This window comes from Terribacillus sp. FSL K6-0262 (assembly GCF_037977385.1).
Taxonomy (GTDB): domain Bacteria; phylum Bacillota; class Bacilli; order Bacillales; family Amphibacillaceae; genus Terribacillus.
The window spans coordinates 762,926-786,304 of record NZ_CP150277.1 but is presented as its reverse complement, the minus strand read 5'-3'; the positions used below and the strand labels follow the sequence as shown (position 1 = coordinate 786,304).

At 44.3% G+C, this 23,379-nt stretch carries 26 protein-coding genes; 17 read left to right on the top strand and 9 right to left on the bottom strand.

Translation table 11 applies throughout. The features are described from left to right. Window positions 1-84 precede the first annotated feature (84 nt). From MHI54_RS04065 to MHI54_RS04055, 3 genes are all read right to left on the bottom strand, one after another. Window positions 85-1,436, bottom strand: a protein-coding gene (locus tag MHI54_RS04065) for an IS1182 family transposase (RefSeq protein ID WP_340081544.1) whose coding sequence is annotated in 2 segments (ribosomal slippage) — window positions 85-869 and window positions 869-1,436 — 1,353 coding nt in all. Because the reading frame shifts where the segments join, the coding sequence is not laid out codon by codon here. 120 nt (window positions 1,437-1,556) lie between these two features. Continuing rightward, window positions 1,557-1,979 (bottom strand): YkvA family protein, encoded by a 423-nt coding sequence (locus MHI54_RS04060; RefSeq protein ID WP_095214884.1) that lies wholly within the window; start codon window positions 1,977-1,979, stop codon window positions 1,557-1,559. 71 nt (window positions 1,980-2,050) lie between these two features. After that, window positions 2,051-2,224, bottom strand: coding sequence for a hypothetical protein (locus MHI54_RS04055; RefSeq protein ID WP_340082340.1), 174 nt, complete (start codon window positions 2,222-2,224; stop codon window positions 2,051-2,053). Window positions 2,225-2,574: 350 nt separating this feature from the next. On the opposite strand from MHI54_RS04055, the gene tnpA reads away from it, so the two are divergent. Further along, on the top strand, window positions 2,575-3,045 hold the full coding sequence (gene tnpA, locus MHI54_RS04050; protein ID WP_093727170.1) for an IS200/IS605 family transposase: 471 nt from the start codon (window positions 2,575-2,577) through the stop codon (window positions 3,043-3,045). Between the two features lie 323 nt (window positions 3,046-3,368). Next, complete coding sequence (locus MHI54_RS04045; RefSeq protein ID WP_095214883.1) at window positions 3,369-4,508, top strand: alcohol dehydrogenase catalytic domain-containing protein; 1,140 nt, start codon at window positions 3,369-3,371, stop codon at window positions 4,506-4,508. A gap of 27 nt (window positions 4,509-4,535) precedes the next feature. Here MHI54_RS04045 and MHI54_RS04040 read toward each other — a convergent pair whose 3' ends face one another. Both MHI54_RS04040 and MHI54_RS04035 read right to left on the bottom strand, forming a co-directional pair. After that, the gene (locus MHI54_RS04040) at window positions 4,536-5,687 is read right to left on the bottom strand and encodes an AI-2E family transporter (RefSeq protein ID WP_095214882.1); all 1,152 of its coding nucleotides are present in this window, start codon (window positions 5,685-5,687) and stop codon (window positions 4,536-4,538) included. 295 nt (window positions 5,688-5,982) lie between these two features. Further along, on the bottom strand, window positions 5,983-6,879 hold the full coding sequence (locus tag MHI54_RS04035) for a TIGR01777 family oxidoreductase (RefSeq protein ID WP_095214881.1): 897 nt from the start codon (window positions 6,877-6,879) through the stop codon (window positions 5,983-5,985). Window positions 6,880-6,965: 86 nt separating this feature from the next. Here MHI54_RS04035 and recX point away from each other — a divergent pair, with 86 nt between their 5' ends. Continuing rightward, window positions 6,966-7,793 (top strand): recombination regulator RecX, encoded by an 828-nt coding sequence (gene recX / locus MHI54_RS04030; RefSeq protein WP_095214880.1) that lies wholly within the window; start codon window positions 6,966-6,968, stop codon window positions 7,791-7,793. Window positions 7,794-7,811: 18 nt separating this feature from the next. Continuing rightward, entirely contained in the window at window positions 7,812-8,141 is a 330-nt protein-coding gene (locus tag MHI54_RS04025; RefSeq protein WP_095214879.1) for a YfhH family protein, read from the top strand. Between the two features lie 29 nt (window positions 8,142-8,170). Here MHI54_RS04025 and MHI54_RS04020 read toward each other — a convergent pair whose 3' ends face one another. Continuing rightward, window positions 8,171-8,335: a YpzG family protein gene (locus tag MHI54_RS04020; protein WP_095214878.1), complete on the bottom strand. Its 165-nt coding sequence runs from the start codon at window positions 8,333-8,335 to the stop codon at window positions 8,171-8,173. Between the two features lie 99 nt (window positions 8,336-8,434). On the opposite strand from MHI54_RS04020, the gene MHI54_RS04015 reads away from it, so the two are divergent. Further along, a complete protein-coding gene (locus MHI54_RS04015; protein ID WP_095214877.1) occupies window positions 8,435-8,698 on the top strand; it encodes a YfhJ family protein in 264 nt (87 codons plus the stop codon). Window positions 8,699-8,725: 27 nt separating this feature from the next. Here the strand turns inward: MHI54_RS04015 and MHI54_RS04010 are convergent, their stop codons facing one another. Further along, window positions 8,726-9,721, bottom strand: coding sequence for a metal-dependent hydrolase (locus tag MHI54_RS04010; protein ID WP_095214876.1), 996 nt, complete (start codon window positions 9,719-9,721; stop codon window positions 8,726-8,728). A 72-nt stretch (window positions 9,722-9,793) separates the two neighbouring features. On the opposite strand from MHI54_RS04010, the gene mutY reads away from it, so the two are divergent. The 11 genes from mutY (at window position 9,794) to MHI54_RS03955 (ending at window position 19,968) form a co-directional block, all read left to right on the top strand. Further along, window positions 9,794-10,879, top strand: coding sequence for an A/G-specific adenine glycosylase (gene mutY, locus MHI54_RS04005; RefSeq protein ID WP_233134829.1), 1,086 nt, complete (start codon window positions 9,794-9,796; stop codon window positions 10,877-10,879). A gap of 74 nt (window positions 10,880-10,953) precedes the next feature. Continuing rightward, on the top strand, window positions 10,954-11,202 hold the full coding sequence (locus tag MHI54_RS04000; protein WP_340082339.1) for a gamma-type small acid-soluble spore protein: 249 nt from the start codon (window positions 10,954-10,956) through the stop codon (window positions 11,200-11,202). A 181-nt stretch (window positions 11,203-11,383) separates the two neighbouring features. Next, complete coding sequence (locus MHI54_RS03995; protein WP_095214874.1) at window positions 11,384-11,911, top strand: DUF402 domain-containing protein; 528 nt, start codon at window positions 11,384-11,386, stop codon at window positions 11,909-11,911. Between the two features lie 72 nt (window positions 11,912-11,983). Beyond that, a complete protein-coding gene (locus tag MHI54_RS03990; protein ID WP_340082338.1) occupies window positions 11,984-13,762 on the top strand; it encodes an ABC transporter ATP-binding protein in 1,779 nt (592 codons plus the stop codon). A 225-nt stretch (window positions 13,763-13,987) separates the two neighbouring features. Beyond that, window positions 13,988-16,033, top strand: coding sequence for a BglG family transcription antiterminator (locus tag MHI54_RS03985; RefSeq protein ID WP_095214872.1), 2,046 nt, complete (start codon window positions 13,988-13,990; stop codon window positions 16,031-16,033). After that, window positions 16,026-16,493: a PTS sugar transporter subunit IIA gene (locus MHI54_RS03980; RefSeq protein ID WP_340082337.1), complete on the top strand. Its 468-nt coding sequence runs from the start codon at window positions 16,026-16,028 to the stop codon at window positions 16,491-16,493. Before MHI54_RS03985 ends, MHI54_RS03980 begins: the two co-directional genes overlap by 8 nt. Before the next feature lie 5 nt (window positions 16,494-16,498). After that, window positions 16,499-16,777 carry a PTS sugar transporter subunit IIB gene (locus MHI54_RS03975; RefSeq protein ID WP_095214870.1) on the top strand — a complete coding sequence of 93 codons (279 nt, stop codon included), beginning with the start codon at window positions 16,499-16,501 and terminating at the stop codon, window positions 16,775-16,777. A gap of 13 nt (window positions 16,778-16,790) precedes the next feature. After that, window positions 16,791-18,146: a PTS transporter subunit IIC gene (locus tag MHI54_RS03970; protein ID WP_095214869.1), complete on the top strand. Its 1,356-nt coding sequence runs from the start codon at window positions 16,791-16,793 to the stop codon at window positions 18,144-18,146. A 13-nt stretch (window positions 18,147-18,159) separates the two neighbouring features. Then, window positions 18,160-19,107 carry a 1-phosphofructokinase family hexose kinase gene (locus tag MHI54_RS03965; protein ID WP_340082336.1) on the top strand — a complete coding sequence of 316 codons (948 nt, stop codon included), beginning with the start codon at window positions 18,160-18,162 and terminating at the stop codon, window positions 19,105-19,107. Continuing rightward, a complete protein-coding gene (locus tag MHI54_RS03960) occupies window positions 19,094-19,741 on the top strand; it encodes a class II aldolase/adducin family protein (protein ID WP_095214867.1) in 648 nt (215 codons plus the stop codon). Before MHI54_RS03965 ends, MHI54_RS03960 begins: the two co-directional genes overlap by 14 nt. 2 nt (window positions 19,742-19,743) lie before the next feature. Then, window positions 19,744-19,968 carry a hypothetical protein gene (locus tag MHI54_RS03955; protein WP_095214866.1) on the top strand — a complete coding sequence of 75 codons (225 nt, stop codon included), beginning with the start codon at window positions 19,744-19,746 and terminating at the stop codon, window positions 19,966-19,968. Between the two features lie 196 nt (window positions 19,969-20,164). Here MHI54_RS03955 and MHI54_RS03950 read toward each other — a convergent pair whose 3' ends face one another. Then, a complete protein-coding gene (locus tag MHI54_RS03950) occupies window positions 20,165-21,232 on the bottom strand; it encodes an aromatic acid exporter family protein (RefSeq protein WP_095214865.1) in 1,068 nt (355 codons plus the stop codon). Window positions 21,233-21,374: 142 nt separating this feature from the next. Beyond that, the gene (locus MHI54_RS03945; RefSeq protein WP_340082919.1) at window positions 21,375-22,664 is read right to left on the bottom strand and encodes a glutamate-1-semialdehyde 2,1-aminomutase; all 1,290 of its coding nucleotides are present in this window, start codon (window positions 22,662-22,664) and stop codon (window positions 21,375-21,377) included. 235 nt (window positions 22,665-22,899) lie between these two features. Here MHI54_RS03945 and MHI54_RS03940 point away from each other — a divergent pair, with 235 nt between their 5' ends. Continuing rightward, the gene (locus tag MHI54_RS03940; protein ID WP_233135194.1) at window positions 22,900-23,325 is read left to right on the top strand and encodes a potassium channel family protein; all 426 of its coding nucleotides are present in this window, start codon (window positions 22,900-22,902) and stop codon (window positions 23,323-23,325) included. The last annotated feature ends 54 nt before the right edge of the window (window positions 23,326-23,379 follow it).

The window sequence follows — 23,379 nt, the reverse complement described above, 5'->3', positions numbered from 1 at the left end:
AGTTTCTCTACAATCTTTTTTTATTCGATACTCTTCTGCTTTCTTTAAAGGGCTGTTTTATAAAAAAGATAGCCAGCCACCTACCTATCCTAGCTTTGCTAGGTGGTTGGCTATCTTTTTTATGTTCTGACAGGTCGCTGTCATCAGCGCCTGTTCCTGCACTTTTTCTCTTCCTCGTAACCTACAATAGCGAAGCCCGTGGAGTTGTTTCGCATCCGCAAAGCTTCGCTCTATCGTTTCTTTTCGCAATTTATATAATAACTTTCCTGAGTGGCTCAGGCGATTTTCCCGCACCCAATCTTTACTACCTTCCCAAACATGCCTTGTGATAACTTTTCGATGATTTCTTGATTTCGTACATGTGGCCAACAGTGGGCAAGCAGTACATTGTTTAGGGTCAGATGCGTATTCTTTATACCCTTCTCGATTTGTTGTTCGCAGAGGTAATGTTTGTCCGTTTGGACAAACATAATGATCTTTCTCTGGGACATACTTGAACTTCCATTTAGGCATTAATCCTTTAGTAGGATGAAAACGTCGGTGACCGATGACAGCGAAAATATTCTGTTCATTCAAGGCGTGACAGATTGGCGTAGTGAGATAACCGGAGTCCAGAGCGACAGCTTCCACATCAAAATTAAAGCGTTCCTTCTGTCGTTCAAGGCGCTCCAAATAAGGCCGTGAATCGTGCACATTTCCGGCCGTGACATGGACATCGGTAATAATATTATATTTCATATCCGTAGTTCTATGATCTAAGTAGAAAAAGCCTTCAGGCTTTCCTTCTCGATACATATAGCCACTCTCTGGATCAGTCGTGCTTTCTTTCACTACTTTCGTTTCTGTCACCTCCTCTCGTGACTTTAAAGCTTTTTTCCTTGTTTTGTACGTTCTTCTTGGATTGCTTTATCCAATTCTTCCTGATATGAACGAGTAGCTTCCTGTACTTCCTTCTTGATGAACTTTCTTTTATTCGCATTGGCTTTTAAGTGGGTGGAATCAGTGAATAAGACGCGTCCTCCAACCATACGATGCTTCATTGCCTGTTCTACAATTTCATCAAAGATTTGTTGGAAGATATCTGTGCCCTTGAATCGATTACAACGATTCCAGCTTATTGTAGAGTGGTGAGGGACTGGGTCCGTGAGTTTAAGTCCTAAAAACCAACGGTAAGCAATGTTTGTCTGGATTTCTTTCTCTAATTGCCTTTCGGAACGGATACCGAAAAGGTAGCCGATAAAGATCATTTTAAAGAGGACAAGAGGATCTAGGGAAGGACGGCCATTGTCCGCCGAATAATAAGGACGAACTTTTTCACGGATGAAGGAGAAATCTATGTGGGTTTCTATCTTACGCAATAGGTGGTTTTCAGGGACAAGTTCTTCTATAGTTACGATTTCAAGAGCTGTTTGGTCATTCTCTCTGGAATTTAACATCTTGGCACCGCCTTTTAGTCGTTTCTTCTATTATAAAAAAGTAAGAAAAAGAAGTGAACTCAAAATAAAAAGGCTGTCGAGACTTTCTCGACAGCCTGAGAGTGCGTCTGCACTCTTTTTTTACGAAACGATCGTTGTTTGACTTTCAATTGGCTGCTCGCGTTTCCATTGCTTGTATGCTGCTACATCCTCCTGTATCTGCTTGAACGTGAAAGCGATGAGTGCAACATCATCAAGCAGTCCGCCTGGAAGGAAATCCGGAACAAAATCGACCGGACTCAGGAAATAGAGGAAGGTGGCAGCGATCATAATCAGTGACTTTTTCGGCAGATGGCTGTAAGCACCCTTGCGCCAATCGCGGAGCATATTCACCATCAATTGCAAGTCTGACCATATTTCTGCAAGTTTTCCTTTGTTATCTGTCGCTTTCGTCGATACATTTGCAAGGAGCTCCTTCGATTTCTCCTTATCCTGCAGCAATGCTTTTGCTTTGGGTGTGTAAGCATGCCGTTTCTGCAGGAGCTGTGTCAGGTTCCATTTCATAAGGTGTGCCTCCTTGATACTTTCTCTTTTCTATTATGAGGATCAATTCCCTGTCATGCAAGGAAGGGGATTCAATCTATTTTTTTTACAAGAACCCGGTACCGTTCCGGCAGGGTGTCTTTCGCCTTTACTTCCTGCATGAAGGCTTCCGCTGCTTCATATGTGTCAAAAGTGAACACTTCTCCGTCTTTTCCGACGAATTCCAGCTTCACTTGGTTTGAGTCGACTGCAATGACTTTGAACATATTGCTCTCCTTTCGAATCTGAACAGCATCTTTCGGCACTGTCGGAAAGAACTGAGCCAACAGGTGACTGCAAGCTCGAGTGGTCCTTATCAACGATGAATCCAATGAAGGATAATTCACTTATCTATTATAAAGAAAGTGAGCAGAGAGAGGAAGCGAGAATGTCTTGAACGGGGAAAAGCAGGCAGCGGGGGCTGCCTGCTTTTCTGTTGTTATATGTATTAGAAAACCCCTGGCTATGCCGGGGGTTCCAGAAAGCTTCAAGCGTGGTAATAAAAAAACCTCACTTCATGGTAGGATAAAGTTGGTTTCCCGACCACTTTATCTCGCCATAGAAGGAGGAGTGCCCTATGAAGGACATGAACAGTTTAGCACATACAACATGGAATTGTAAGTATCACGTAGTATTTGCGCCAAAGTACAGAAGGCAGGTTATTTACGGAAAATACAAAAAGAGTATCGGACAAATTATTAGGGATTTATGTGAACGGAAAGGTGTGATTATCCATGAAGCAAATGCTTGTCCGGATCACATTCATATGTTGATAAGTATCCCGCCGAAATTAAGTGTGTCACAATTTATGGGATACTTAAAAGGGAAAAGTAGTTTAATGATATTCGATCGTCATGCCAATTTAAAATATAGATATGGAAATCGAAAATTTTGGTGTCGAGGATTCTATGTTGATACAGTCGGGAGAAATAAGAAACAAATACAAGAATATATTAGGAATCAGCTAAAAGAGGACTATATGGGCGATCAATTGACATTATTCGAAGAGTACGATCCATTTACAGGAGAAAAAAATCGGAAGAAATAAAGAAATTCTTTAGAATTGGTGAGTAGATGTGGTGCAAGAGGGAACCCATTCAGCGGGCCTTTGAGGCCTAGGCCGGTAACAAAGGCTTTTAGCCGCAGAACAAACCACCAGTTCACACTGGTGGTTTTGATTGTTAGAAATAAATGTGGTGAGATGAACGAAATATGTGGGAGGTAATGTTGTTAGAAAACACATTTTTTCGTTCTCGACTATATAGACGCAAGCAACCCTAGAATGGTTTCAACTTTTTTAAAAAAATCCGAGTTTAAGTTCTGAGGACAGCAGGTATAGACTTTCAACTACATTTAAGGGAGATTGATACCATGCAAGCAGTCACCTTCCAAGGCAAAGAGAACATCGAAGTAAAGGCAGTGGCGGCCCCTTCGATCGAGAATACGACCGATATGATCGTACGTATTACAGCTACTGGGATCTGCGGTTCTGATCTGCATCTCTATCATGGAGGAATCACACCGGAAAAAGACTATATCATCGGTCATGAACCGATGGGAATCGTGGAAGAGGTAGGTTCTGCTGTGCAGAATTTGAAAGAAGGTGATCGTGTCGTCGTTCCATTCAACATCGGCTGCGGAGAGTGCTTCTACTGTACGCATCAAATGGAAAGCCAATGTGATAACTCAAATGGCAATCCGCATACAGATGCAGGCGGTTTATTCGGGTTTTCCGAACAGTTCGGGGACTATCCCGGCGGACAAGCAGAATACTTGCGTGTGCCATTTGCCGATTTCACTTCCTTCAAAGTACCGGAAACAAGTGAACTGAAGGATGAGAGCATCGTTTTCCTATCGGATGTCATACCGACGGCTTATTGGAGTGTGAAAAACAGCGGTGTCAAGAAAGGTGATACTGTCATTATCCTTGGAGCAGGACCGATTGGCCAAATGGCACAGAAATTTGCTTGGCTGCAAGGTGCAGAGCGCGTCATTTCAGTCGATAATGTACCGCATCGCCTGGAGCACGCTGAACGGATGAACAATGTGGAGACCTATGACTTTTCCGATAATCCGGAAATCGGTTCGCTGCTTCATAGCGAAACAAATGGGGGAGCCGATGTCGTCATCGATTGTGTCGGCATGGATGGAACAGTGCCGGAAGGTGTTCAATTCGGTTCTGAACATGACAATCAATTCGGGACGATCCAGCCGATCATTACTGCTAGTGAAGCTGTACGGAAATTCGGTACGGTACAGCTGACCGGTGTATATGGGACAGAAGCGAACGGCTTCCCGATTGGTGATCTCTTTTCCCGCAATGTGACACTGACAATGGGACAGGCCCCGGTCATCCATTTGATGCCGAAGCTATATCGGATGATCGAGGAAGGAGTATTCGATCCAACGGATATCATCACGCATACGATGAAAATCAGTGAAGCCGAAGAAGCGTATAAGATATTTGATGAAAAGGCGGATAATAACATCAAGGTACTATTGAAGCCATAAAGAAAAGGAGCTCTCGGAGCTCCTTTTTTAGTTTGTATTGGTTGGTTCCTCGTAAAGATGGGATCTTTTTTTGAACCAATGGAATGTATGGGTCACAATTACTTTCAGGATTGCATATCCAGGTACAGCCAGGATGACGCCGACAACACCGAACAGATTTCCTGCGGTGAGGATCACAAAGATGATGGTGATCGGGTGAACGCGAATATTGCGGCCCATGATCTGCGGTGTGATGAATTTTCCTTCAACCAGCTGAACGACCGTCCAGACAACGATCAGCTTCAGCAGCATGAACGGTGATGTCACAATCGCAATGATGATTGCGGGCGTAATGGCGATGGCAGGTCCAAGATAGGGAACGACACTCGTGAATGCTGCAATGACAGCAAGTACTGGTGCGTATTCGAGACCGATGATCAAATAACCAATATACAGCAATACACCAATGACGAAACTGACGATGATCTGTCCGCGTATGTAGGAACTGATCTGATGATTCATCTCGGACATCACTTCATATGTTTGGCTGCGGAAACGTACCGGAAGCAATTTCAAAATGTAGACCGGCAGTTTCTTGCCATCCTTCAATAAATAAAAGAGGATGAAAGGTACTGTCACAATCGAGATGATCACTTCCGTGACCGCACCGACGAAGCTGCTCAAATTAGAGAACAGATTGTTCAGCATGCTTGTTCCGCGAGTCTGTAATTCATTCAATATCTGATTGAAATCGATATTCCCTGATTGCTGAATCTGATTGACGATGTTGCTTCCTGTTATGGATTGGACCATATCGACGCCTTGTTCGAAGTATACTGTACTATTGTCGATCAGACTCAATGTCTGCTCCTTCAAGACAGGAATGACGGAGCTGATAAGGATGGTCAGCAGCCCAATGATGACAAGATAGAGGACAATGATGGAATATATCCGCTTTACCCGCTTTTTCTCCAAGTAATTGACGATCGGTACTGTCAAGTAATAGACAATACCAGTTAAAATGATGGGCAGTATCACTGTTTTCACTATGACAACAACAGGTGTGAAAATAAATGATACTTTCGAGTAGACTAATATATTCAACCCGATGATGAAAAGAATCAGCATCGCGATGACAAATTTATTATTCAGGAAGAATTTTCTGAACTTCCCCTGATTGGTACGCTCCAAGTCTGGCATGGCATTCCTCTCCTCTTTGACACGCTGTTCCCGTAATTCTAGTGTTCTATTATTATAGCCTAATATCAAGGCGAATAACCATTATGTTTATTTTAATCCTATGTATGAAATTAATCTACTCAGGCACTCCAAGGAAGCGGGGAAAGGATGATGATTTTATCAAAATGTTTATCAACAGTTTTATCAACAGCATTTTAATTATGAAATGGACGAAAAATCGACTTATGCACATCATCCACAATCCTTGGGCGGTTGTGCACAAGTCAATGAATATGTCGGCGTCCAGACTGTATGATCATAAAGCTTGTTCCAATGCCTCGGACAAGCTGGAAAATCGGAATCGGTACCCATTTTCGATTGCTTTCTTCGGATAGACGCATTGTCCTTCCAAAACCAAAGTGCTCATTTCACCTAAAGCTTTTTCGATGATCGGTGCCGGTACTGCCGTCCAATAGGGACGGCGCATCGTCTTTGCCAATGCCTTGCTGAAATCTTTGTTCCGTCGCGGGGAGGGGGCAGTGACATTCAACGGTCCTTTGATCTGCTCATTATCAATCGCAAACGCCATCATGCCAGCAGCATCCTCGACATGGATCCAGGACAGCCACTGCTCTCCGCTTCCGATCTTTCCCCCGGCGAAGTAACGGAAAGGAAGCTGCATGAGCGACAATGCGCCTTTGTCACCCAGCACGATGCCAAAACGTGCCAGTATGGTACGGACACCGATGCCCTGTGCTTGTTTTGCTGTTTCTTCCCAATCATATGTCACATCCGCCAAAAAATCGTGACCGCGTTTATTTGATTCCTCGGTGAAAGCATCCTGTTCGCTCGTCCCGTAATAGCCTACAGCCGACCCGCTGATAAAGACTTTTGGCTTCTTCGGCATTTTCTCCATCATATCCACCAAAGTTTCAGTAGCCTCCAATCGACTGCTCCGTATTTGCTCTTTCTTTTCCTTTGTCCACTTGCCGAAAAGGCTGGTTCCGGCTAAATTGATGACAGCATCAACCTCTGGAAGCTGGGAAAGGGGATCGGCCCCTTTTTTCAGCCAGCCGACATAAGTGACTTGTTTCGTATCTATCTTTTTCCCGGGTGATCGAGTGAGGATATACACATGATGTCCTTTCTCGATCAAGATCTCTGCCAATCGTTTTCCAATGAATCCTGTTCCGCCGCTGATGACGATATTCATGATCTTGCTCCTCCTTCTTTATGCTGAGCTTACGATTTTATGGACAATCATTTCGTGGTAGAATAAAGACACAAGAGGTGTCGAAAATGGTGAAAATCACAAAAATCACGACCCAGAAAAATACAATCGGCCGCTATAATATTTTTATCGACGATGGGAAAGGCGAGAAGTTCGGCTTCGGTCTCGATGAAGATATCCTGATTTCAAGCGGAATCGCCAAAGGACAGGAACTATCGGACGAAGCGCTGCAGACCATCATCGAAAAAGATACGGCCCATAAGTGCTTTACCCTGGCTTTACAATATTTAAGCTACCGGATGCGTTCAAAAAAAGAAATAAGAAATTATCTGATAAAGAAAGAACAGGATCCGACACATATCGAAGAAGCCTTGAACAGGCTGGAAGAACAAGGTTATATAGATGATGCGGCCTTTGCCGGCGCTTTTGTCCGGACAAAGGTGAACACGACGAGCAAGGGTCCGCTTGTCATCCGGAAAGAATTACAGGAAAAAGGGATTGCCGGGGCAGCTGCAGACCAAGCGATGACGTATTACACTTTTGAGAAAGAGCTGGAGAAAGCCGTCAAGCTTGCCGGCAGCAAGCTGCAGGCAAAAGCAAAAAAATCCCATCAGGAGAAGATCCAGCTTGCCCAGCAGCAGCTGCTTTCGAAGGGATTCTCGAGTGCTGCTGCCAAGGAAGCTGTATCACTGGCGCTGAAAGATACCGATCAGGACACGGATGCGGAGCTGGAGGCTGTCAGATTTCAAGGCGACAAGCTTTGGCGCAGGTATGCGCAAAAGGCGGAAGGCTATGAACTCATTCAAAAGATCAAGACGGCGCTTTATCGAAAAGGCTTCCCGATGGAGCTGATCCAGAAGTATATAGAGGAAGCGAAGGAAAAAGACCTTTATTAGGGGAAAGCAGGTGCAAATATGCAATTGCGTTATAGTGATTTGACAGTGGAACAGCTGAAAGAGGAAATGAAACAGCTGAAAATCCAGCAGCAAAAGGCTGAACAGATGGGAAATTTCAGCGAATATCAGATTTTGGAGCGCAAGCGTCAAATGGCCAAAGCATATACGATGAATCCGGATGAATTCAAGCCAGGTGTTACGTATCAAATCAAAGGCGATCGGTCGCATGTGTTCACGATTGATTATCTCAATGGTGTGTTTGCCTGGGGCTACCGCCGTCATGGCAGTGAAACTGGACAAGAACTGGAAGCCTTGCCGATCAGCGTGCTCGGCAGGCCGACTATGTAATTGCCTCGGCTGATGAGCCGAGGTGAATTTTATCTGCGGTTTTTCTTGACTGCTTGAGTACGGATGATGATATCTGTCTGTGTTTGCTGTGTTTCCCCATTCACCTGGTTATTCGCATGCTTTGAAGTGGTGCGGGGTGACTGGATGACGGAATTGATGGTGCCTGTTCTGGAAAAACGGTCAAACTTGGACATGTATCTGCCTCCTCAAGATTGGTTGATCCGCATTGATTCTAGCTTGTGCATTTGTTTTTGAGATTATGTTGGGTTTATGATGGAAAGGAAGAAGAATGAATGGAAAATAAATTCCGTGAGCTTGCTGCGCTGTTGCAGCAGCAAAACGAACGGCTGACAATGGATGAGGCCCGGACATGGGTCGAGATCCTTTGGGAAGATTTCGAGGCAACACGCGCAAAAGCCGGCCGCAAGTATCAAGGGCAGGACATGACAGAAGCGATTGTCCGCCAATGGATTCAGCATTATGGCCCAAGACTGGATGAGTTCCTGGAACGTAATCCGAAATACCATTATCTATTCAAGGAACGCAGACAACAATAAAAGCCTGGAGAATCAAATCTCCAGGTTTTATAATGCAGATGGATTATCGTCTGTAACAAGCTTTCGCTGCAGTTTCTGTTCGGAAAAGATCCAGCCTGTGTAGGAGCTTATGATTTGATGATTATCATCAATTTGAACGACTGCTTTGAATGGGTAATGCTGTGCGCTGTTATGGTAGCGCAGGTCGATCAGCCGCAGCTCGGTGAAATCATCATACAAGTTCACTTCCCATGTGAAAACAGGGGAAAAGCTTAGGAAGGCTGCAATATTCTTGTCTTCCCTGGCAACTTCCATCAGCTCGCTGTCAGGCAAAGGCTTCCTTTCGAACTCATCGATGATGCGGAGCTCCCAATCCTCCACTTTCCCGACATAAAAATGATCGGGAGCTGTGATCGCAACACGCCAGACTGCTTGCTTCATCGTCGGGGAAGTGGCAATGATCTGGGCATCGGGAATCCGTGCCTTCACTTGTTTGATGATCCTTCGTTTATCCATGTAACGCTTCACATAATAGAGGACAAGGATCGCGTAAATGACTGCAAAGGTCGGACCAGGTTCAAAACCGATCAGCCAGAGGCCGATACCGATCACATGCATCGTAAAGATGAAAGGATCGAACGTATTGATGAAGCCGTAAGCGACCCAGCGTCTGGTGAATGGCCGGTAAGCCTGTGTGCCGTAAGCATTGAATACATCGACAAATACGTGCAGCACAACGGCACCGAAAGTCCATAGCCATAGATGCAGAAAGTCGATCTCTGGCACTAACACGTACAGAAGCAGGGAAATCGCCAATCCCCACAATATGACAGCGGGGATCGAATGCGTGATTCCCCGGTGGTTTCGTAAATAAGAAGCATTGTTCCGTAATTTCAGTACTGTATCAAAGTCGGGTGCCTGTGAACCAAGGATCGTGCCTGCAAGTACTGCATTGAACAATACAGGGTCTTGGTGAACAGCAGGATCAAGTGTGGCCAAGCCCCCAAGGGCTATCCCCATGACAATATGGGTACCAGTGTCCATTGATGTGTCCTCCTTCTGATGAAACCAAACCACCTAATACATTTATTATTGTAACACGGAGTGTGAATGATTTTGCATTTAGACGATCTACATGTTAAGTTTCAGCATTTTTCCATAGATTTATTTCAAGATGATTTAATTAATTGGTTCCAGCAGGAAAAACGCTCACTGCCTTGGCGTGAAACGCGGGATCCGTATCGGATTTGGGTATCGGAGATCATGCTCCAGCAGACGAAGGTGGATACTGTGATTCCTTATTTTAATCGTTTCATGGAACGCTTTCCGACAATCCAGGCATTGGCCGAAGCGGATGAGCAGGACGTCCTGAAAGCATGGGAAGGCTTAGGTTACTATTCCCGGGCCCGCAATCTTCAAACAGCCGTGCGTGAGGTGGCCCGGACATACGGCGGCAAGGTACCGGATGATGTGGATGAGTTAGGGAAGCTCAAAGGTGTCGGACCATATACAAAGGGTGCCATCCTCAGCATCGCTTACGGAATTCCGCAGCCGGCAGTCGATGGGAACGTCATGAGGGTCTTGTCCCGGATCCTTTTGATCACGGAAGATATCGCGAAGCCAAAAGCAAGGAAAATCTTTGAAGCAGCAGTCGAAGAAATGATTTCGAAGGAGGACCCGTCCTCCTACAATCAAGGGCTGATGGAGCTTGGAGCGCTGATTTGTACTCCGAAAAAGCCCGCTTGTATGTTATGTCCGGTACAGGAGCACTGCGCCGCATTCCGGCAAGGGCTTCAGGAAGAGCTGCCCATCAAATCCAAAGGGAAGAAGCAAAAGACGATGCCATATCTTTCTGTCGTCGTGGAGAACCCGCAAGGAGAAGTCCTTATCGAGAAAAGACCCCAAGAAGGGCTGCTTGCGAACCTATGGCAATTTCCAATGGCGGATGCTGCAGAGGTTTCGGTCGAACAGCTCGCGTATTGGTTCAAGCTGGAGTATGGCATTGAAATCGAGCTCGTTGAAACGCTGCAGCCTGTCCGTCATGTTTTTTCCCATATCATATGGGAAATCATCGTCCTGCGCGCAAAAACAACAGACGCGATACCGGAGCAAGGAAAATTCGTTGCCCTTTCGGATATAGATGAATATCCATTTCCAGTTCCGCATCAGAAAATCCTGCACCAGTTTCATATACCAGAATAAACCAGAAGCTTTTTGAACTTTTTTGGATAACAGCGCCGCATTCAGGAGAAAGTAATGTGGCGGAGGTGATAACAGTGAACAAAAAGACACAATCTGGTACTGATGCGAAGCACGTTAAACAACAAAACCAGCAGTCTCGTCAAGGTGGTTCCGGCCAATTCGGAACTGAATTTGCTTCTGAAACTGACGTACAGCAGGTTCAACAGCAGAACCAGCAGTCTCGACAGAAAGCAAAAGGCGGTTCCAGCCAGTTCGGAACTGAATTTGCTTCCGAGACGGATGTACAGCAAGTTCAAAAGCAAAACAAACAGTCCCGCAAGTAAGACGGACATCGTCTGAATTGTTACTTTCGTATGAACGGAGCCCTTCAGCGCACGCTGAGGGGCTCTTTTGCCGATGCTTGGGCAGCAATCAGCGTTTTTCATTTCCATTGTGTCTGAAATATCTTTATAATATAAAGAAACGATCTTACATATAGGACAATACAAAGGAAGGAAGATTCGCATGGCTGGCCCAGAGGCAGGAACGAAAATTCAGATACACAGCTATAAGCATAACGGCCAGCTCCATCGGGTATGGGAAAGCAGCACGGTATTGAAGAGTACGGCAGAAATCCTGATTGGTGCCAATGACCGGACGATGGTCACGGAAAGCGACGGACGGACGTGGATCACACGCGAACCTGCCATTGTTTATTTCCATGCGAAGCACTGGTTCAATATAATCGGTATGCTGCGTACGGATGGGATTTATTATTATTGCAATATCAGTTCTCCGTATGTATATGATGGAGAGGCGCTGAAGTATATCGATTATGATCTGGATATCAAGATATATCCCGATATGACGTTTACACTGCTGGATGAAGATGAATTCGATGTACACAAGCGGCAGATGAATTATCCTCCGGAAATAGAGAAAATCCTATGGAATCAGGTCGATATCCTGATCAGCTGGATCAGACAAGGAAAAGGGCCATTTTCACCGGATTTCATCGATACATGGTATGAGCTTTTCCTGACCTACAGATAAATAACATAAGCTATGAATCCTTGCCTACCTTGGCAGGGATTTATCGTTGTGCACAACAGAGAGGTGATTGTGTTGAGCAGTACGAGACGGTATTTACGTTTTGTAAAACCGTATAAATGGAAAATTATTTTTACGATTATAATCGGTATAGTAAAATTCGCCATACCTTTGCTGATTCCGCTGATCCTGGGTTACGTAGTCGATCATGTCGTCAATGCTGATTTATCGGCAGGGGACAAGGTGCAGCGCCTATTCTGGCTGCTTGGCGGTTCCCTGATCGTCTTTCTGATATTGAGGCCGCCAGTGGAGTATTATCGGCAGTACTTGGCGCAGTGGACGGGGAACCGGGTGCTGTATGATATCCGGAATCAGTTGTTCGATCATATCCAGCGCCTGAGCCTGCGGTATTATTCCCAGACGAAAACAGGGGAAATCATATCCCGTGTCATCAATGACGTGGAGCAGACAAAGAACTTCATCATGACTGGCTTGATGAATGTATGGCTGGACTTGGCTACGATCATTATTGCAGTTGGTATCATGTTTACGATGGATGTATCGCTGACGCTGGTGGCCATCGTACTGTTTCCGGTATATGGTGTGGCGATCAAGTATTTTTATGAGCGTCTCCGCAGTTTGACCAGGAAACGCTCGCAAGCTTTGGCTGAAGTGCAGGGTCACTTGCATGAACGCGTCCAAGGTATCCCGGTCACACGAAGTTTTGCGCTGGAGGACTATGAACAAAAGCAGTTCGATGCACAAAACCGCAGCTTCCTCGAGAGTGCCATCCAGCATACAGTCTGGAATGCCAAGACCTTTGCGGTAACGAATACGATTACGGACTTGGCGCCATTGATCGTGATTGCATATGCAGCTTATGAGGTTATTCAAGGGAATCTTACATTGGGGACAATGGTTGCTTTCGCCGGATTCATGGATCGCGTATACAGCCCGCTCCGCCGGCTGGTGAACTCTTCCACGACACTGACACAGGCGGTCGCTTCCATGGACAGGGTATTTGAATTCATCGATGAGAAATATGATATTGAAGATAAACCCGATGCCGCGAAGCTCACAAAGGTCGATGGCCATGTTTCCTTCGAGAATGTATCGTTCCGTTACGGCGACGATGAAGAGCTCGTGCTCAAGGATATCTCGCTTGATGTGAAACAAGGGGAGACAATCGCTTTTGTCGGGATGAGCGGCGGCGGTAAATCGACGATCGTCAGCCTCGTCCCTCGGTTCTATGATGTGACAGGCGGCAGGATAACGATTGACGGCACCGATATCCGGGATGTACAGTCACGTTCCTTGCGGGATAAAATAGGAATGGTGCTGCAGGATAATATCCTGTTCAGTGAATCAGTCGAAATGAACATCAAGCTTGGAAGACCGGAGGCTACCCATGAAGAAGTAGTGGCAGCCGCCAAAGCAGCCAATGCGCACGACTTTATCGAGCATCTGCCGCAAGGATACGATACCCTTGTGGGAGAACGCGGCGTCAAGCTATCCGGAGGGCAGAAGCAGCGGATTGCCATTGCGCGCATATTCCTGAAAAATCCGCCGATCCTTATTCTTGATGAAGCCACATCGGCGCTTGATTTGGAGAGTGAACATTTGATTCAGGAAGCCCTGGAGAAGCTTGCATCTGATCGGACGACCTTCATTGTCGCCCACAGACTGGCGACAATCACGCATGCAGACCGAATCGTCGTCGTCCAGGATGGCCGTATTGTCGAGCAAGGATCCCATGTCGACTTGATGGCGCTCCAAGGCAATTACTTCAATCTATATCAGATACAGCATCTGGATGAGGATTCTGGTACATTGAGTACGATGGAAAAAGGATAGATGGACAGGGAGACCTGTTCATCTATCCTTTTTTGTTTATTTTAGTTGCATGGATACAGGGGTAGCATAGCATGAGAAAACAATTACTGACTTGTTCCCCCCTATTACCCAAACTTCATCACAAACGCAAATGGAAGCGCTTACCTAAATTGTGATATATCAGACCTCACGCGATTTTTCATTGAATATAATGAGATTAGGAAGAGTCAAGAAGGGAGTGAAAAAATGAAAAAAGAAGTGAGTGATTTAGTCCTGTATTTTTTAGAGCACCATTCATCAACATTAACAGCTGTTGAAGAAGAGATGTGCAGGAATAAACGCAGTCTTCAAGCCTGTATAGACGATGTGAATCAGTACCTAATAAAAGAAAACAGAGAAGCTATTAGGATTGATAGTAAGAATGGCAATATTACGATCAATGAAAGTACTAGAGAAGGTTTATATTATTTTCTAAAGCATGGCGTTATGGCCGATTTGAATTATATTGCTCCTGAAATGCGCGAAAGTTTGCTGTTTATCAAGCTCTGCATCACAGATGGAAATCCTGCATTACAAGACTTGGCTGATTTGGTTCAGGTAAGCAAAAATACGGCTCTGCAAGACTTGAAACGAATAAGAGATATATTATCTGAAAAAATGATTGAGTTAAACTATACCAGAAAAAATGGATACAGTATCAGTGGGGAAGAGTTCAAGATACGAAAGCTTTTTATTGAGGAAATTAAAAGGGTTTTAGCAGCGCAATTCGGTTTCTCCTTCCTCTGCCGTCTTGGTTTCCTTGACAAAGAAGATATCTTTTTCCTACGGCGGCGGTTGATCAATATGGAGAAGAAGTTGTCGATAGCTTTAACTGATGAGCAAATAGATGATTTACCTGTTGTATTGTATCTCCTTATACAGCGAATGAAACATTCAAATGCTTCTTGGAGGGCAGAATTCGATTTGGCAGATATGGAACAATCAAATGAAATCCAAACCTTGAAGCATATGTTCTGGGATAGTCATTTGGATGATGAAGACAAAACGTATTTAGCATTGCAGATCCTGTCATCCAATATGCTTGAATCTGTACTGGCAATCTCTTCGAGCAATGAATTGTCCTTGGCGGTCCGAACAACAATTGATATGGTCGATACACAGCTTGCAACCAATTTACTTGATAAATCAGAGCTTTTGAATAAAATATTGCTTCATCTTAGACCAGCAATATATAGGATAAGATTCAATCTTTCAATACAAAATCCATTAACTGAACAATTTATTGCGGAATTTCCTGCCATGTTTGCTATCGTTTCAAAATCGGTTTATCCAATCGAAAAGTCTATTGGAGCTTCTATTTCCAAGGAAGAATTGGTTTATTTGGCCATGATCATTCAAGCATGGATCTATCGAACGGAAGAAAGACAAGAATATGCGTTTCGAGCATTAGTCGTATGCAGAAATGGAACCTCTGTCTCCAAGCTGTTATTGGAAACGTTAAAAGATATGTTTAGTCATATTCAATTTATGGGGGCTTATGCAGAAAGACATTTCAAGGAATATGAACAGGAGGTGGATTTTATCTTTTCCACAGTCCCTCTTAATACATCCAAGAAAACGTTTATAGTGAAACCCTTCTTAAATCGAGCAGCTAGATCGGAGATACGAAATGCCATCGATAAACATATTAACCGTAATGCGGATAAGAAAGCCAAGGAATTAATTTATTATCTAAAAGAACATATCAACGAAGGCAATTACCAGATTGTTCACGATAAAATTGTAGACTTCTTTAATAAATCCCCAAAATTAAAAATGGAAAGTAGTACAAACTCGCATCTTTTCCCTTTTAAGAAAGAACATATTTTATTCCTGGATGAAACAATTCATTGGCGGGATGCATTAGCGTATGCTATTAAACCTTTATTATCCAGGGAGTCCATAACAGAAGGTTATTCACAAAAATTATATGAGATATTCGAACGGGAGAGTGACAGGATGATGCTTGGTCCGCATGTCTATCTTCCACATGCCCAGCCGTCTGATGGAGTGAACAAGCAGGATTTCTCCATACTTATTTGCAGGAAGCAAATTCAAATGCCGGATTCCCATTTTGCCAAGGTGATAGTTGTCTTAGCTCCAAGTGATTATCATCTCCACGTTCCTACACTATTACATTTAAATGAACTGTTTTTAGAAGAGGATAGTTTAAATAAAATTGTAAGCGCTTCATCTGAGGAAGATGCTCTGAAATTTATAACAGAGGAAAAAGGAGGTGACCAAGATGAGTGAAGTGGATTTGTTACATGAAGAGCTTGTATTTCTGGATGTTGATGCAAGGAATACGGAAGACCTTTTCTTATTTATAGGGGAGGAGCTGGAAAAGAGGGGATATGTAAAATCTACTTTTATCCGTGCAATCACAGAGAGGGAGGAACTGTATCCAACAGGTTTGGCCCTGGAGCAAATTAATATAGGTATCCCGCATACAGACCCGGAGCACGTAAATAAAGGTTTTGTGGCAGTAGTTAAAAATAAATATAAGCTTCCATTCATTCATATGGGGACGGAAAATCGACAGATATTAATCGATTATTTTTTTATCCTTGGCATTAAAGATACAGGTGATCAAGTAAAGCTGCTGCAACTCCTGATGGGAAAGTTTTCAAGTCTTGAGTTCGTCGAAGGACTTCAGTCTAATCAAGAACAGCATACATTATTTTCTTTTATCAAAAAAAAGTTTGAGGAGTGAGCAAGATGAAAACAGTTATCGTTGCATGTGGTTCTGGTGTAGCGACCAGTCAGACGGTCGCATCCAAAGTAAAAAAAATTTTGAATGAAAATGGTGTGAAAGCGAACGTGGAGGCAGTCGATATTAAATCGTTGGATCAGTATATCAAGACCAGCCATGTATATATCGCCATTACAAAGGCCAAAAAACACTATGATATCCCTACTTTAAATGGAATTGCTTTTTTAACGGGTATGGGAATGAAGGAAGAAACGGAAAAACTGATCTCGCTTTTAAAATCGTAGGAGGTGGAGATGGATGGATCTTTTACAACAAATCTTTCAATATGTATTAGATCTGGGAGCGGCAGTCTTCGTTCCGTTACTGATGTTCATTGTAGGAATCACAGCAAAAATGAAATGGAAAGATGCATTTAGTGCTGCTGTCATTCTTGGCGTGGCATTTATCGGGATGAATATTGTCATCAGCTTTATGCTCAACGCGCTGACGCCTGCAGCACAGGGGCTGGTAGAGCGTACTGGTATTGAACTCAATATCATCGATGGCGGATGGACTTCTTTAGCAACCTTAGCCTGGGCGTGGCCTTTAGCCTTCCTTATGTTTCCGTTACAAATGGCTGTCAATGCAGTGATGTTGATCATCAACAGGACCCAGACATTAAACGTTGACTTGTGGAATGTATGGGGGAAAATCCTTACGGCAGTACTTGTTATTGGAGTAAGCGGAAATATCATCCTTTCCTTTTTAGTAGCAGCTTTCCAAATGGTCATCGAACTACTTTTAGGGGATGTGAATCAAAAGCAAATCGAAAAAATAACCGGAATTCCTGGTGTGACGGTGTCGCACAGTATGATGATATTTGGTGTCTTCCTGCTCCCGTTTAACTGGCTGATTAGTAAAGTGCCATTTCTGGATAAGCATGTAGATGCAGATACCTTGAAAGAGAGAATAGGTATTTTTGCAGAAAACCATGTGATGGGTTTCATCATTGGTCTATTACTAGGTATTGCTGCTGGTTACTCTGTACAGGAAAGCTTGATGTTGGCAGTTCAGGCTGCGACTGCACTGACGCTGTTCCCGATGGTGGCAAAATTGTTTATGCAGGCGTTATCTCCTTTATCAGAAGCAGTTTCTGATTTTATGAGAAAGAAGTTTCAAAACAGACAACTCTTTATTGGGCTCGACTGGCCAATACTAGCCGGAAGTAACGAAGTATGGGTAGCAATGATAATCCTTGTACCAATTACCCTTATTTATGCGATCATCCTGCCTGGTAACAATGTTCTTCCGTTTGCCGGGATTATCAACACGTCTTTAGCTGTTCCGGCTTTAATCATCACGGGAGGAAATTTACTTCGGATGATATTGCTCGGTAGTGTGACGACTCCAATATTCTTATATATTGCTACAGGATTCGCACCAACCATTACAAAGCTTGCTCGGGATACCAATGCAGTAAATATTGCAGAAGGTCAACTCTTGTCCTGGAGTACACTTGAGTATCCGGTTTTCCGCTATATATTTGCAGATGCATCAAGCGGCAGCATTCTGGGAATCTTCTTTGGAGCAGTATGGATTGTGCTGCTCGTAATCTACTATAGAATGATGAAAAAACGTACGGAAGCTTTAAACAAGGAGGAAGAAGTAGCGTAAGGAGGCCAAAAAAATGATTTACACCGTCACGCTTAATCCGGCCATCGATCGGCTTATCCAAACAAGCGGTATGTTAACGAAAAAGAAAACTAATCGTGTAAAAACGGCAGAATACGATTTAGGAGGGAAAGGATTCCATGTTTCGCATGTGTTAAGCAAATTTGGTATTGAAAATATTGCGTTAGGTTTTATAGGGTCCGAGAATCAACTGCAGATGGAAAAAATCCTGCGAGCGAAACAAGTGACTCATCAGTTGATCGTTGAAAAAAATGCATCAACCAGGGAGTGCATTGTGTTAATTGATGAGGAGAGCCAGGGAAGTACGATGGTTACGGGAAGCGGCTTTCGCATTTCAAGGACCAATCATGAAAAGTTGATTTTCCAACTGCAAAAGTTATTGAAAAAAGACGATATGCTTGTTTTAGCGGGTTCGCTTCCCCCTGATTATACACTGAAACAGCTGAAAGAAATTATCGATGTTGGTAAACGGGCTGGAAGCTTTATTGCGTGTGATCTTTCTGGGGATGCCCTTAAGCTGGCGGTAAAAATGGAAGTGGATTTTATAAAACCGAATCAGTTTGAGTTAGAGGAACTACTGACTCCAGCAATGGAATCCATGAAAGATCGTTTATTAGTTTTGAATGAAAGCGTTCCATATATAGCTGCTTCCTTTGGGGAAGAGGGAAGTTATGTTGTCCACGCTGGTGAAATATACCGCGTTTTTCCGCCGAAGGTCAAAGAAGTGAATGATACAGGTGCAGGTGATGTTTTTGTTGGGAGTTTCCTTGCACAACTAGCACTTAGAGCAAATCTGGAAACAGCAATTGCTTATGCTACTGCTTGTTCTGCATCTAAAGTGACAAAACGGAATTGCACTGATTTTGATTTAATCCAAGCAGAGCAGATGCTGCCAATGATAAAAATCAAAAAATTGGAGGTAAACCCAGATGCTATATCGTAAAGAACGAGAAGACTTATGTAAAGTTGTAAAGATGATGTTTGATCGCTATGAGACAAATGCAGCGGGAGGAAATGTGAGTGTTCGTATGAATGGAGACCATATCATCATGACTCCGACTTTGATGTCTCAAGAAAAGTTCTGCGATTTAAAACCTTATGAGATTTTAGTAGTGGATATGAATGAGCAAAAGGTAGAAGGGGAGGGAAATATAACACGTGAAATAAACATGCATATGGCCTGTTACAAACAACGTTCGGATATTGGTTGTGTTTTACATGCGCACCCTAAGGAATCCATGGTATTTGCAACTTTAGGTATGGAGCTGCCTAACTTGACGGAGGCCACGCAAAAACTTGGCCAAATTCCGACATTGCCATTCGCGCCAGCTACTTCTAAAGAGCTGGCAGCTATTGTAAAAGATCATCTAAGTGAGTTGCCAGCTGCAACACTGCCTAAAGCGATGCTGCTGAATAAACACGGCATACTCGTAATAGATAAAACACTTCGTAGGGCGTATGATATGCTTGAGCGAATTGAATATAATGCGTACGTAGCCTCAAAGGCTCTCTTATTTGAAGCGCTAAATATTTCAAAGCGTTCAGAAGAAGTCCATACCTATAATTTGGAGGAATAGTGATGAAACACTCCATTATATTATGGATCTTTATAAGCGCTGGGTTATTAGTATCAGGAATTTATAGCTCCTCTTTTTGGATTGCAGGTTTGGCGCTAATTTCCGCTTTACATGCACAACGATTATTCAAGAAAACATACGATGGCTCGTATTTTAATTACAAAGAAATAATTAAAAGGAGACAGGTAAGGTTGGAGAAATTAAAGGAAAAGACTGTTGAGCAGTAAAACTCAACAGTCTTTTCCTTTTGCATCTTCGGGCACCATTTTCTTGTTATAAGCGGCCAGGAAAATAAAAGCATGGGATATTCAACTATGTAGCTTTTGAATGAAGTACCCATCTTTCCCGAGCTGCTTTGAAGTCATCATTTCCATTAAATTAAATTGAATATAAAAAATACACCACTCCATTAGAGTGATGTATTTATTCCTTTGGCATGACCACTGTTGAGTCCTCGTTATGGTATCGGAGGTAGCTGTTCAACAGCCGTTTCAGTCTATCCAGCTCTCTGTGATATTCCATCAGGCGCGAAGCTAGCGGAAGGAAGAGCATTTTCTCATCGTTTTCCTTGTTTTCGAAGACATGGATCAGCAGGTCGACAAGTGCCGGGATATCCGGATCCAGTGTTTCGCGGATGCTGCTTTCTTCTTGCTGGTGCTTGATACGGCCCATTGCACTCAGAATCAGCTTTTCATGTGACATGATGGCCTTATCGAGTTCTTCGACGAATGTTTCGCTTGAACAGTTCGGAAGCTCTGACATCTTTTCCCCCAGATCATATACTTCTTTTAGGATGCCGTGCGACTGTTTCAAGGTCGTGATGAGCTGACGGATGACAACCAGTTTTCTAGCTTTCACAAGTTTTTGTTTTTGGGTGTAGGTCCGTTCTTCAGTGAAACGAGTATAGATATCGTCTATTTTTTGGATTTCCGATTCGATTCTCGCTATTTCATCCTTCAGAGCCGGCTGATCCGACCAGTTGCGGGTGGCCACGCGCAGCCATTGCAGGATCTCCGTGCTGAATTGATCGATTTTCTGCAATAGTACGACTTCATACTTAGGCGGAAGAAAAACAAGATTCACAAAAAAGGCAGATAAAATACCTAATGTCAATGTCGAGAACCGCAGCAGGGCAAACGGGAGAAAATCCATACCGCTCGTGTTCTCCATCACGGAAACAAGGGATACGATCGCAATGACGCTTTCCCGTATTTTCAGGCTTACACAAAGCCCGATGGTAAGGATGGCGGAAACCCCGATGATGATCGGTTCCGTTCCGAAGGTGTAATACATCGCAACAGCGACGACCAGACCAACGACGTTCCCCTTCACCTGATCCATAAGCCCGATGTAGGATTGATAGACGGACTGCCGCATCGAGAAGGCAGCTCCGATGGCAGCGAACACCGGCGTCAAGTTAAGTAAGGTCGCTGCATATAAGGCAAGAGTGATTGCCACGCCAGTTTTAAGCATTCTGGCACCAAGTTTCATTTCTTGGATCCTCCGTTCTTTCCTTGAAAAACTATTCTATATGATGTTACACGAATGCCCTGAGATAATAAAGTATTATCTGAAGAAATATTTCAGAACAAAAAAGGCATCAGCGAAAGTGCTGATGCCTTTTAGCATACCCTTATTTCATTTGTTCGAAGCTTGATTTCACGGCTTCCAATGTCCGATCGATATCTTCCTCTGTATGGGCGGTCGTAATGAACCATGCTTCATATTTAGAAGGAGCAAGATTGATCCCTTGAGCCAGCATAAGCTGGAAGAACTGGGCGAATTTCTCGCCGTCGGATGCAGAAGCTTGTGCATAATTCGTTACTTTTTCATCTGTGAAGTAGACCGCAAGAGCGCCTTTTACGCGATTGACAGTGATCGTTATGCCAGCGTCGGCTGCATGCTGTTTGATGCCATTTTCCAGTTTCGCCCCAAGCTCTTCAAAGCTATCATATACACCTGGCTGCTGCAGTACTTCCAAACAAGCGATGCCTGCTGCCATGGAGGCTGGGTTTCCGGCCATTGTACCAGCCTGATAAGCAGGTCCGAGAGGTGCGACTTGATCCATGATTTCTTTTTTGCCGCCATAGGCACCAATCGGAAGGCCGCCCCCGATGATTTTACCCATTGCTGTCAGATCCGGTTCCACGCCGAGAAGCTGTTGGGCGCTGCCGTAGGTGAAGCGGAACGCTGTGATTACTTCATCATAGATGACAAGTGCACCTTTGGCATGCGCATACTCATTCACCTTTTCAAGGAAGCCGGGCTCTGGTGTCACGATGCCGAAGTTGCCGACGATCGGTTCGACAAGGATACCGGCAATCTGGTCGCCCCATTTTTCCAAAGCGTCATACAATGCATCTGGATCATTGAATGGAACGGTGATCATATCTGCCGCGATGGATGCTGGTACACCAGCGGAATCTGGTGTACCCAGGGTGGAAGGACCTGACCCTGCCTCCACCAGTACCGGATCGGAATGGCCATGATAGCAGCCGGCAAATTTGATCAGTTTATTGCGTCCGGTATAGGCACGGGCGACGCGGATCGTCGTCATGACTGCTTCTGTACCGGAGTTCGTGAAGCGGACTTTATGCAGGGAAGGGATTGCTTCCTTCAGCATTTGCGCGAATTGATTCTCCAGGCGTGTCGGTGTTCCGTATAACACACCGTTGTGGGCTGCTTTGGTGATGGCTTCTGCAATATGCGGGTGCGCATGACCAGTGATGATCGGGCCGTATGCAGCTAGATAATCGATGTACTTGTTGCCATCCACATCCCAGAAATAAGCCCCTTGTGCTTTCTCCATATATATCGGGGAACCGCCGCCGACGGCCTTGAACGAGCGGGATGGGGAATTCACACCGCCGACGATATGCTCCTGTGCTTCTTTATGTAACTGTTCTGATTTCGTCTTATTCATCATAGGTAAACCTCCGTATCATTCTCTCCTCCAGTATAGCACAGTCCCTATGGCTCTTCGAAAAAAGCAGCTTGCTTGCACATAGTCGGGACATGCCGCTCGTAAACTAATAACTAATTAGAAAAGCGGAGAAAGCGTTTGGGAATGGAAGGATGAAAAAGGGAGGGCGGAATGTGTCCTTCCCATTGCGTATCCACCACTTCCTGGCTTTTGCAGCTGGACCGGAGGGATGGACATGGTGTTTGTATTGGTGATCGTGATATTCATTGCCTTGATCGGCTGTATGTATTCCTTTTTTAAACATGAGGTGAAATCCTCCTCGATATTTTCTATCGATTTATTCCTATCTTTGTTGTTCCTATATGTTAGTGTGATGCTCGCTTTTGGCCTGTTTTATTTCATCCTGTCGATTGAAGGCATCGTTCTTGCAGAAGGCGGTGACCTGATCGATTCCTCGCTTGCAGGTTCCTTGCTGCATTCCATCTATTTCAGCGGGGTCACGTTACTTACCGTAGGCTACGGTGATATCCTGCCTGTAGGTGTCGGTCGGTTCCTGGCACTGATTGAGGCGCTGATCGGATATCTGCTGCCGTCTGGATTGGTTTTGAAGGTATGGCAGCACACGGTCGTAAGGCAAAAGATGAATGGCGAAGGAGATTAGTTGTGCTCCTGGCTTAAATCGGATACGCTAAGATATATCAGTAATTCAAGGAGG

Excerpts from the sequence above, each read along its gene's own strand:
- MHI54_RS04060 (WP_095214884.1), bottom strand. The coding sequence starts at position 1,979 with ATGAAATGGAACCTGACACAGCTCCTGCAGAAACGGCATGCTTACACA.
- MHI54_RS04055 (WP_340082340.1), bottom strand. The coding sequence starts at position 2,224 with ATGTTCAAAGTCATTGCAGTCGACTCAAACCAAGTGAAGCTGGAATTC.
- tnpA (WP_093727170.1), top strand. The coding sequence starts at position 2,575 with ATGAAGGACATGAACAGTTTAGCACATACAACATGGAATTGTAAGTAT.
- MHI54_RS04045 (WP_095214883.1), top strand. The coding sequence starts at position 3,369 with ATGCAAGCAGTCACCTTCCAAGGCAAAGAGAACATCGAAGTAAAGGCA.
- MHI54_RS04040 (WP_095214882.1), bottom strand. The coding sequence starts at position 5,687 with ATGCCAGACTTGGAGCGTACCAATCAGGGGAAGTTCAGAAAATTCTTC.
- MHI54_RS04035 (WP_095214881.1), bottom strand. The coding sequence starts at position 6,879 with ATGAATATCGTCATCAGCGGCGGAACAGGATTCATTGGAAAACGATTG.
- recX (WP_095214880.1), top strand. The coding sequence starts at position 6,966 with ATGGTGAAAATCACAAAAATCACGACCCAGAAAAATACAATCGGCCGC.
- MHI54_RS04025 (WP_095214879.1), top strand. The coding sequence starts at position 7,812 with ATGCAATTGCGTTATAGTGATTTGACAGTGGAACAGCTGAAAGAGGAA.
- MHI54_RS04020 (WP_095214878.1), bottom strand. The coding sequence starts at position 8,335 with ATGTCCAAGTTTGACCGTTTTTCCAGAACAGGCACCATCAATTCCGTC.
- MHI54_RS04015 (WP_095214877.1), top strand. The coding sequence starts at position 8,435 with ATGGAAAATAAATTCCGTGAGCTTGCTGCGCTGTTGCAGCAGCAAAAC.
- MHI54_RS04010 (WP_095214876.1), bottom strand. The coding sequence starts at position 9,721 with ATGGACACTGGTACCCATATTGTCATGGGGATAGCCCTTGGGGGCTTG.
- MHI54_RS03995 (WP_095214874.1), top strand. The coding sequence starts at position 11,384 with ATGGCTGGCCCAGAGGCAGGAACGAAAATTCAGATACACAGCTATAAG.
- MHI54_RS03985 (WP_095214872.1), top strand. The coding sequence starts at position 13,988 with ATGAAAAAAGAAGTGAGTGATTTAGTCCTGTATTTTTTAGAGCACCAT.
- MHI54_RS03980 (WP_340082337.1), top strand. The coding sequence starts at position 16,026 with ATGAGTGAAGTGGATTTGTTACATGAAGAGCTTGTATTTCTGGATGTT.
- MHI54_RS03975 (WP_095214870.1), top strand. The coding sequence starts at position 16,499 with ATGAAAACAGTTATCGTTGCATGTGGTTCTGGTGTAGCGACCAGTCAG.
- MHI54_RS03970 (WP_095214869.1), top strand. The coding sequence starts at position 16,791 with ATGGATCTTTTACAACAAATCTTTCAATATGTATTAGATCTGGGAGCG.
- MHI54_RS03965 (WP_340082336.1), top strand. The coding sequence starts at position 18,160 with ATGATTTACACCGTCACGCTTAATCCGGCCATCGATCGGCTTATCCAA.
- MHI54_RS03960 (WP_095214867.1), top strand. The coding sequence starts at position 19,094 with ATGCTATATCGTAAAGAACGAGAAGACTTATGTAAAGTTGTAAAGATG.
- MHI54_RS03955 (WP_095214866.1), top strand. The coding sequence starts at position 19,744 with ATGAAACACTCCATTATATTATGGATCTTTATAAGCGCTGGGTTATTA.
- MHI54_RS03950 (WP_095214865.1), bottom strand. The coding sequence starts at position 21,232 with ATGAAACTTGGTGCCAGAATGCTTAAAACTGGCGTGGCAATCACTCTT.
- MHI54_RS03945 (WP_340082919.1), bottom strand. The coding sequence starts at position 22,664 with ATGAATAAGACGAAATCAGAACAGTTACATAAAGAAGCACAGGAGCAT.
- MHI54_RS03940 (WP_233135194.1), top strand. The coding sequence starts at position 22,900 with ATGGTGTTTGTATTGGTGATCGTGATATTCATTGCCTTGATCGGCTGT.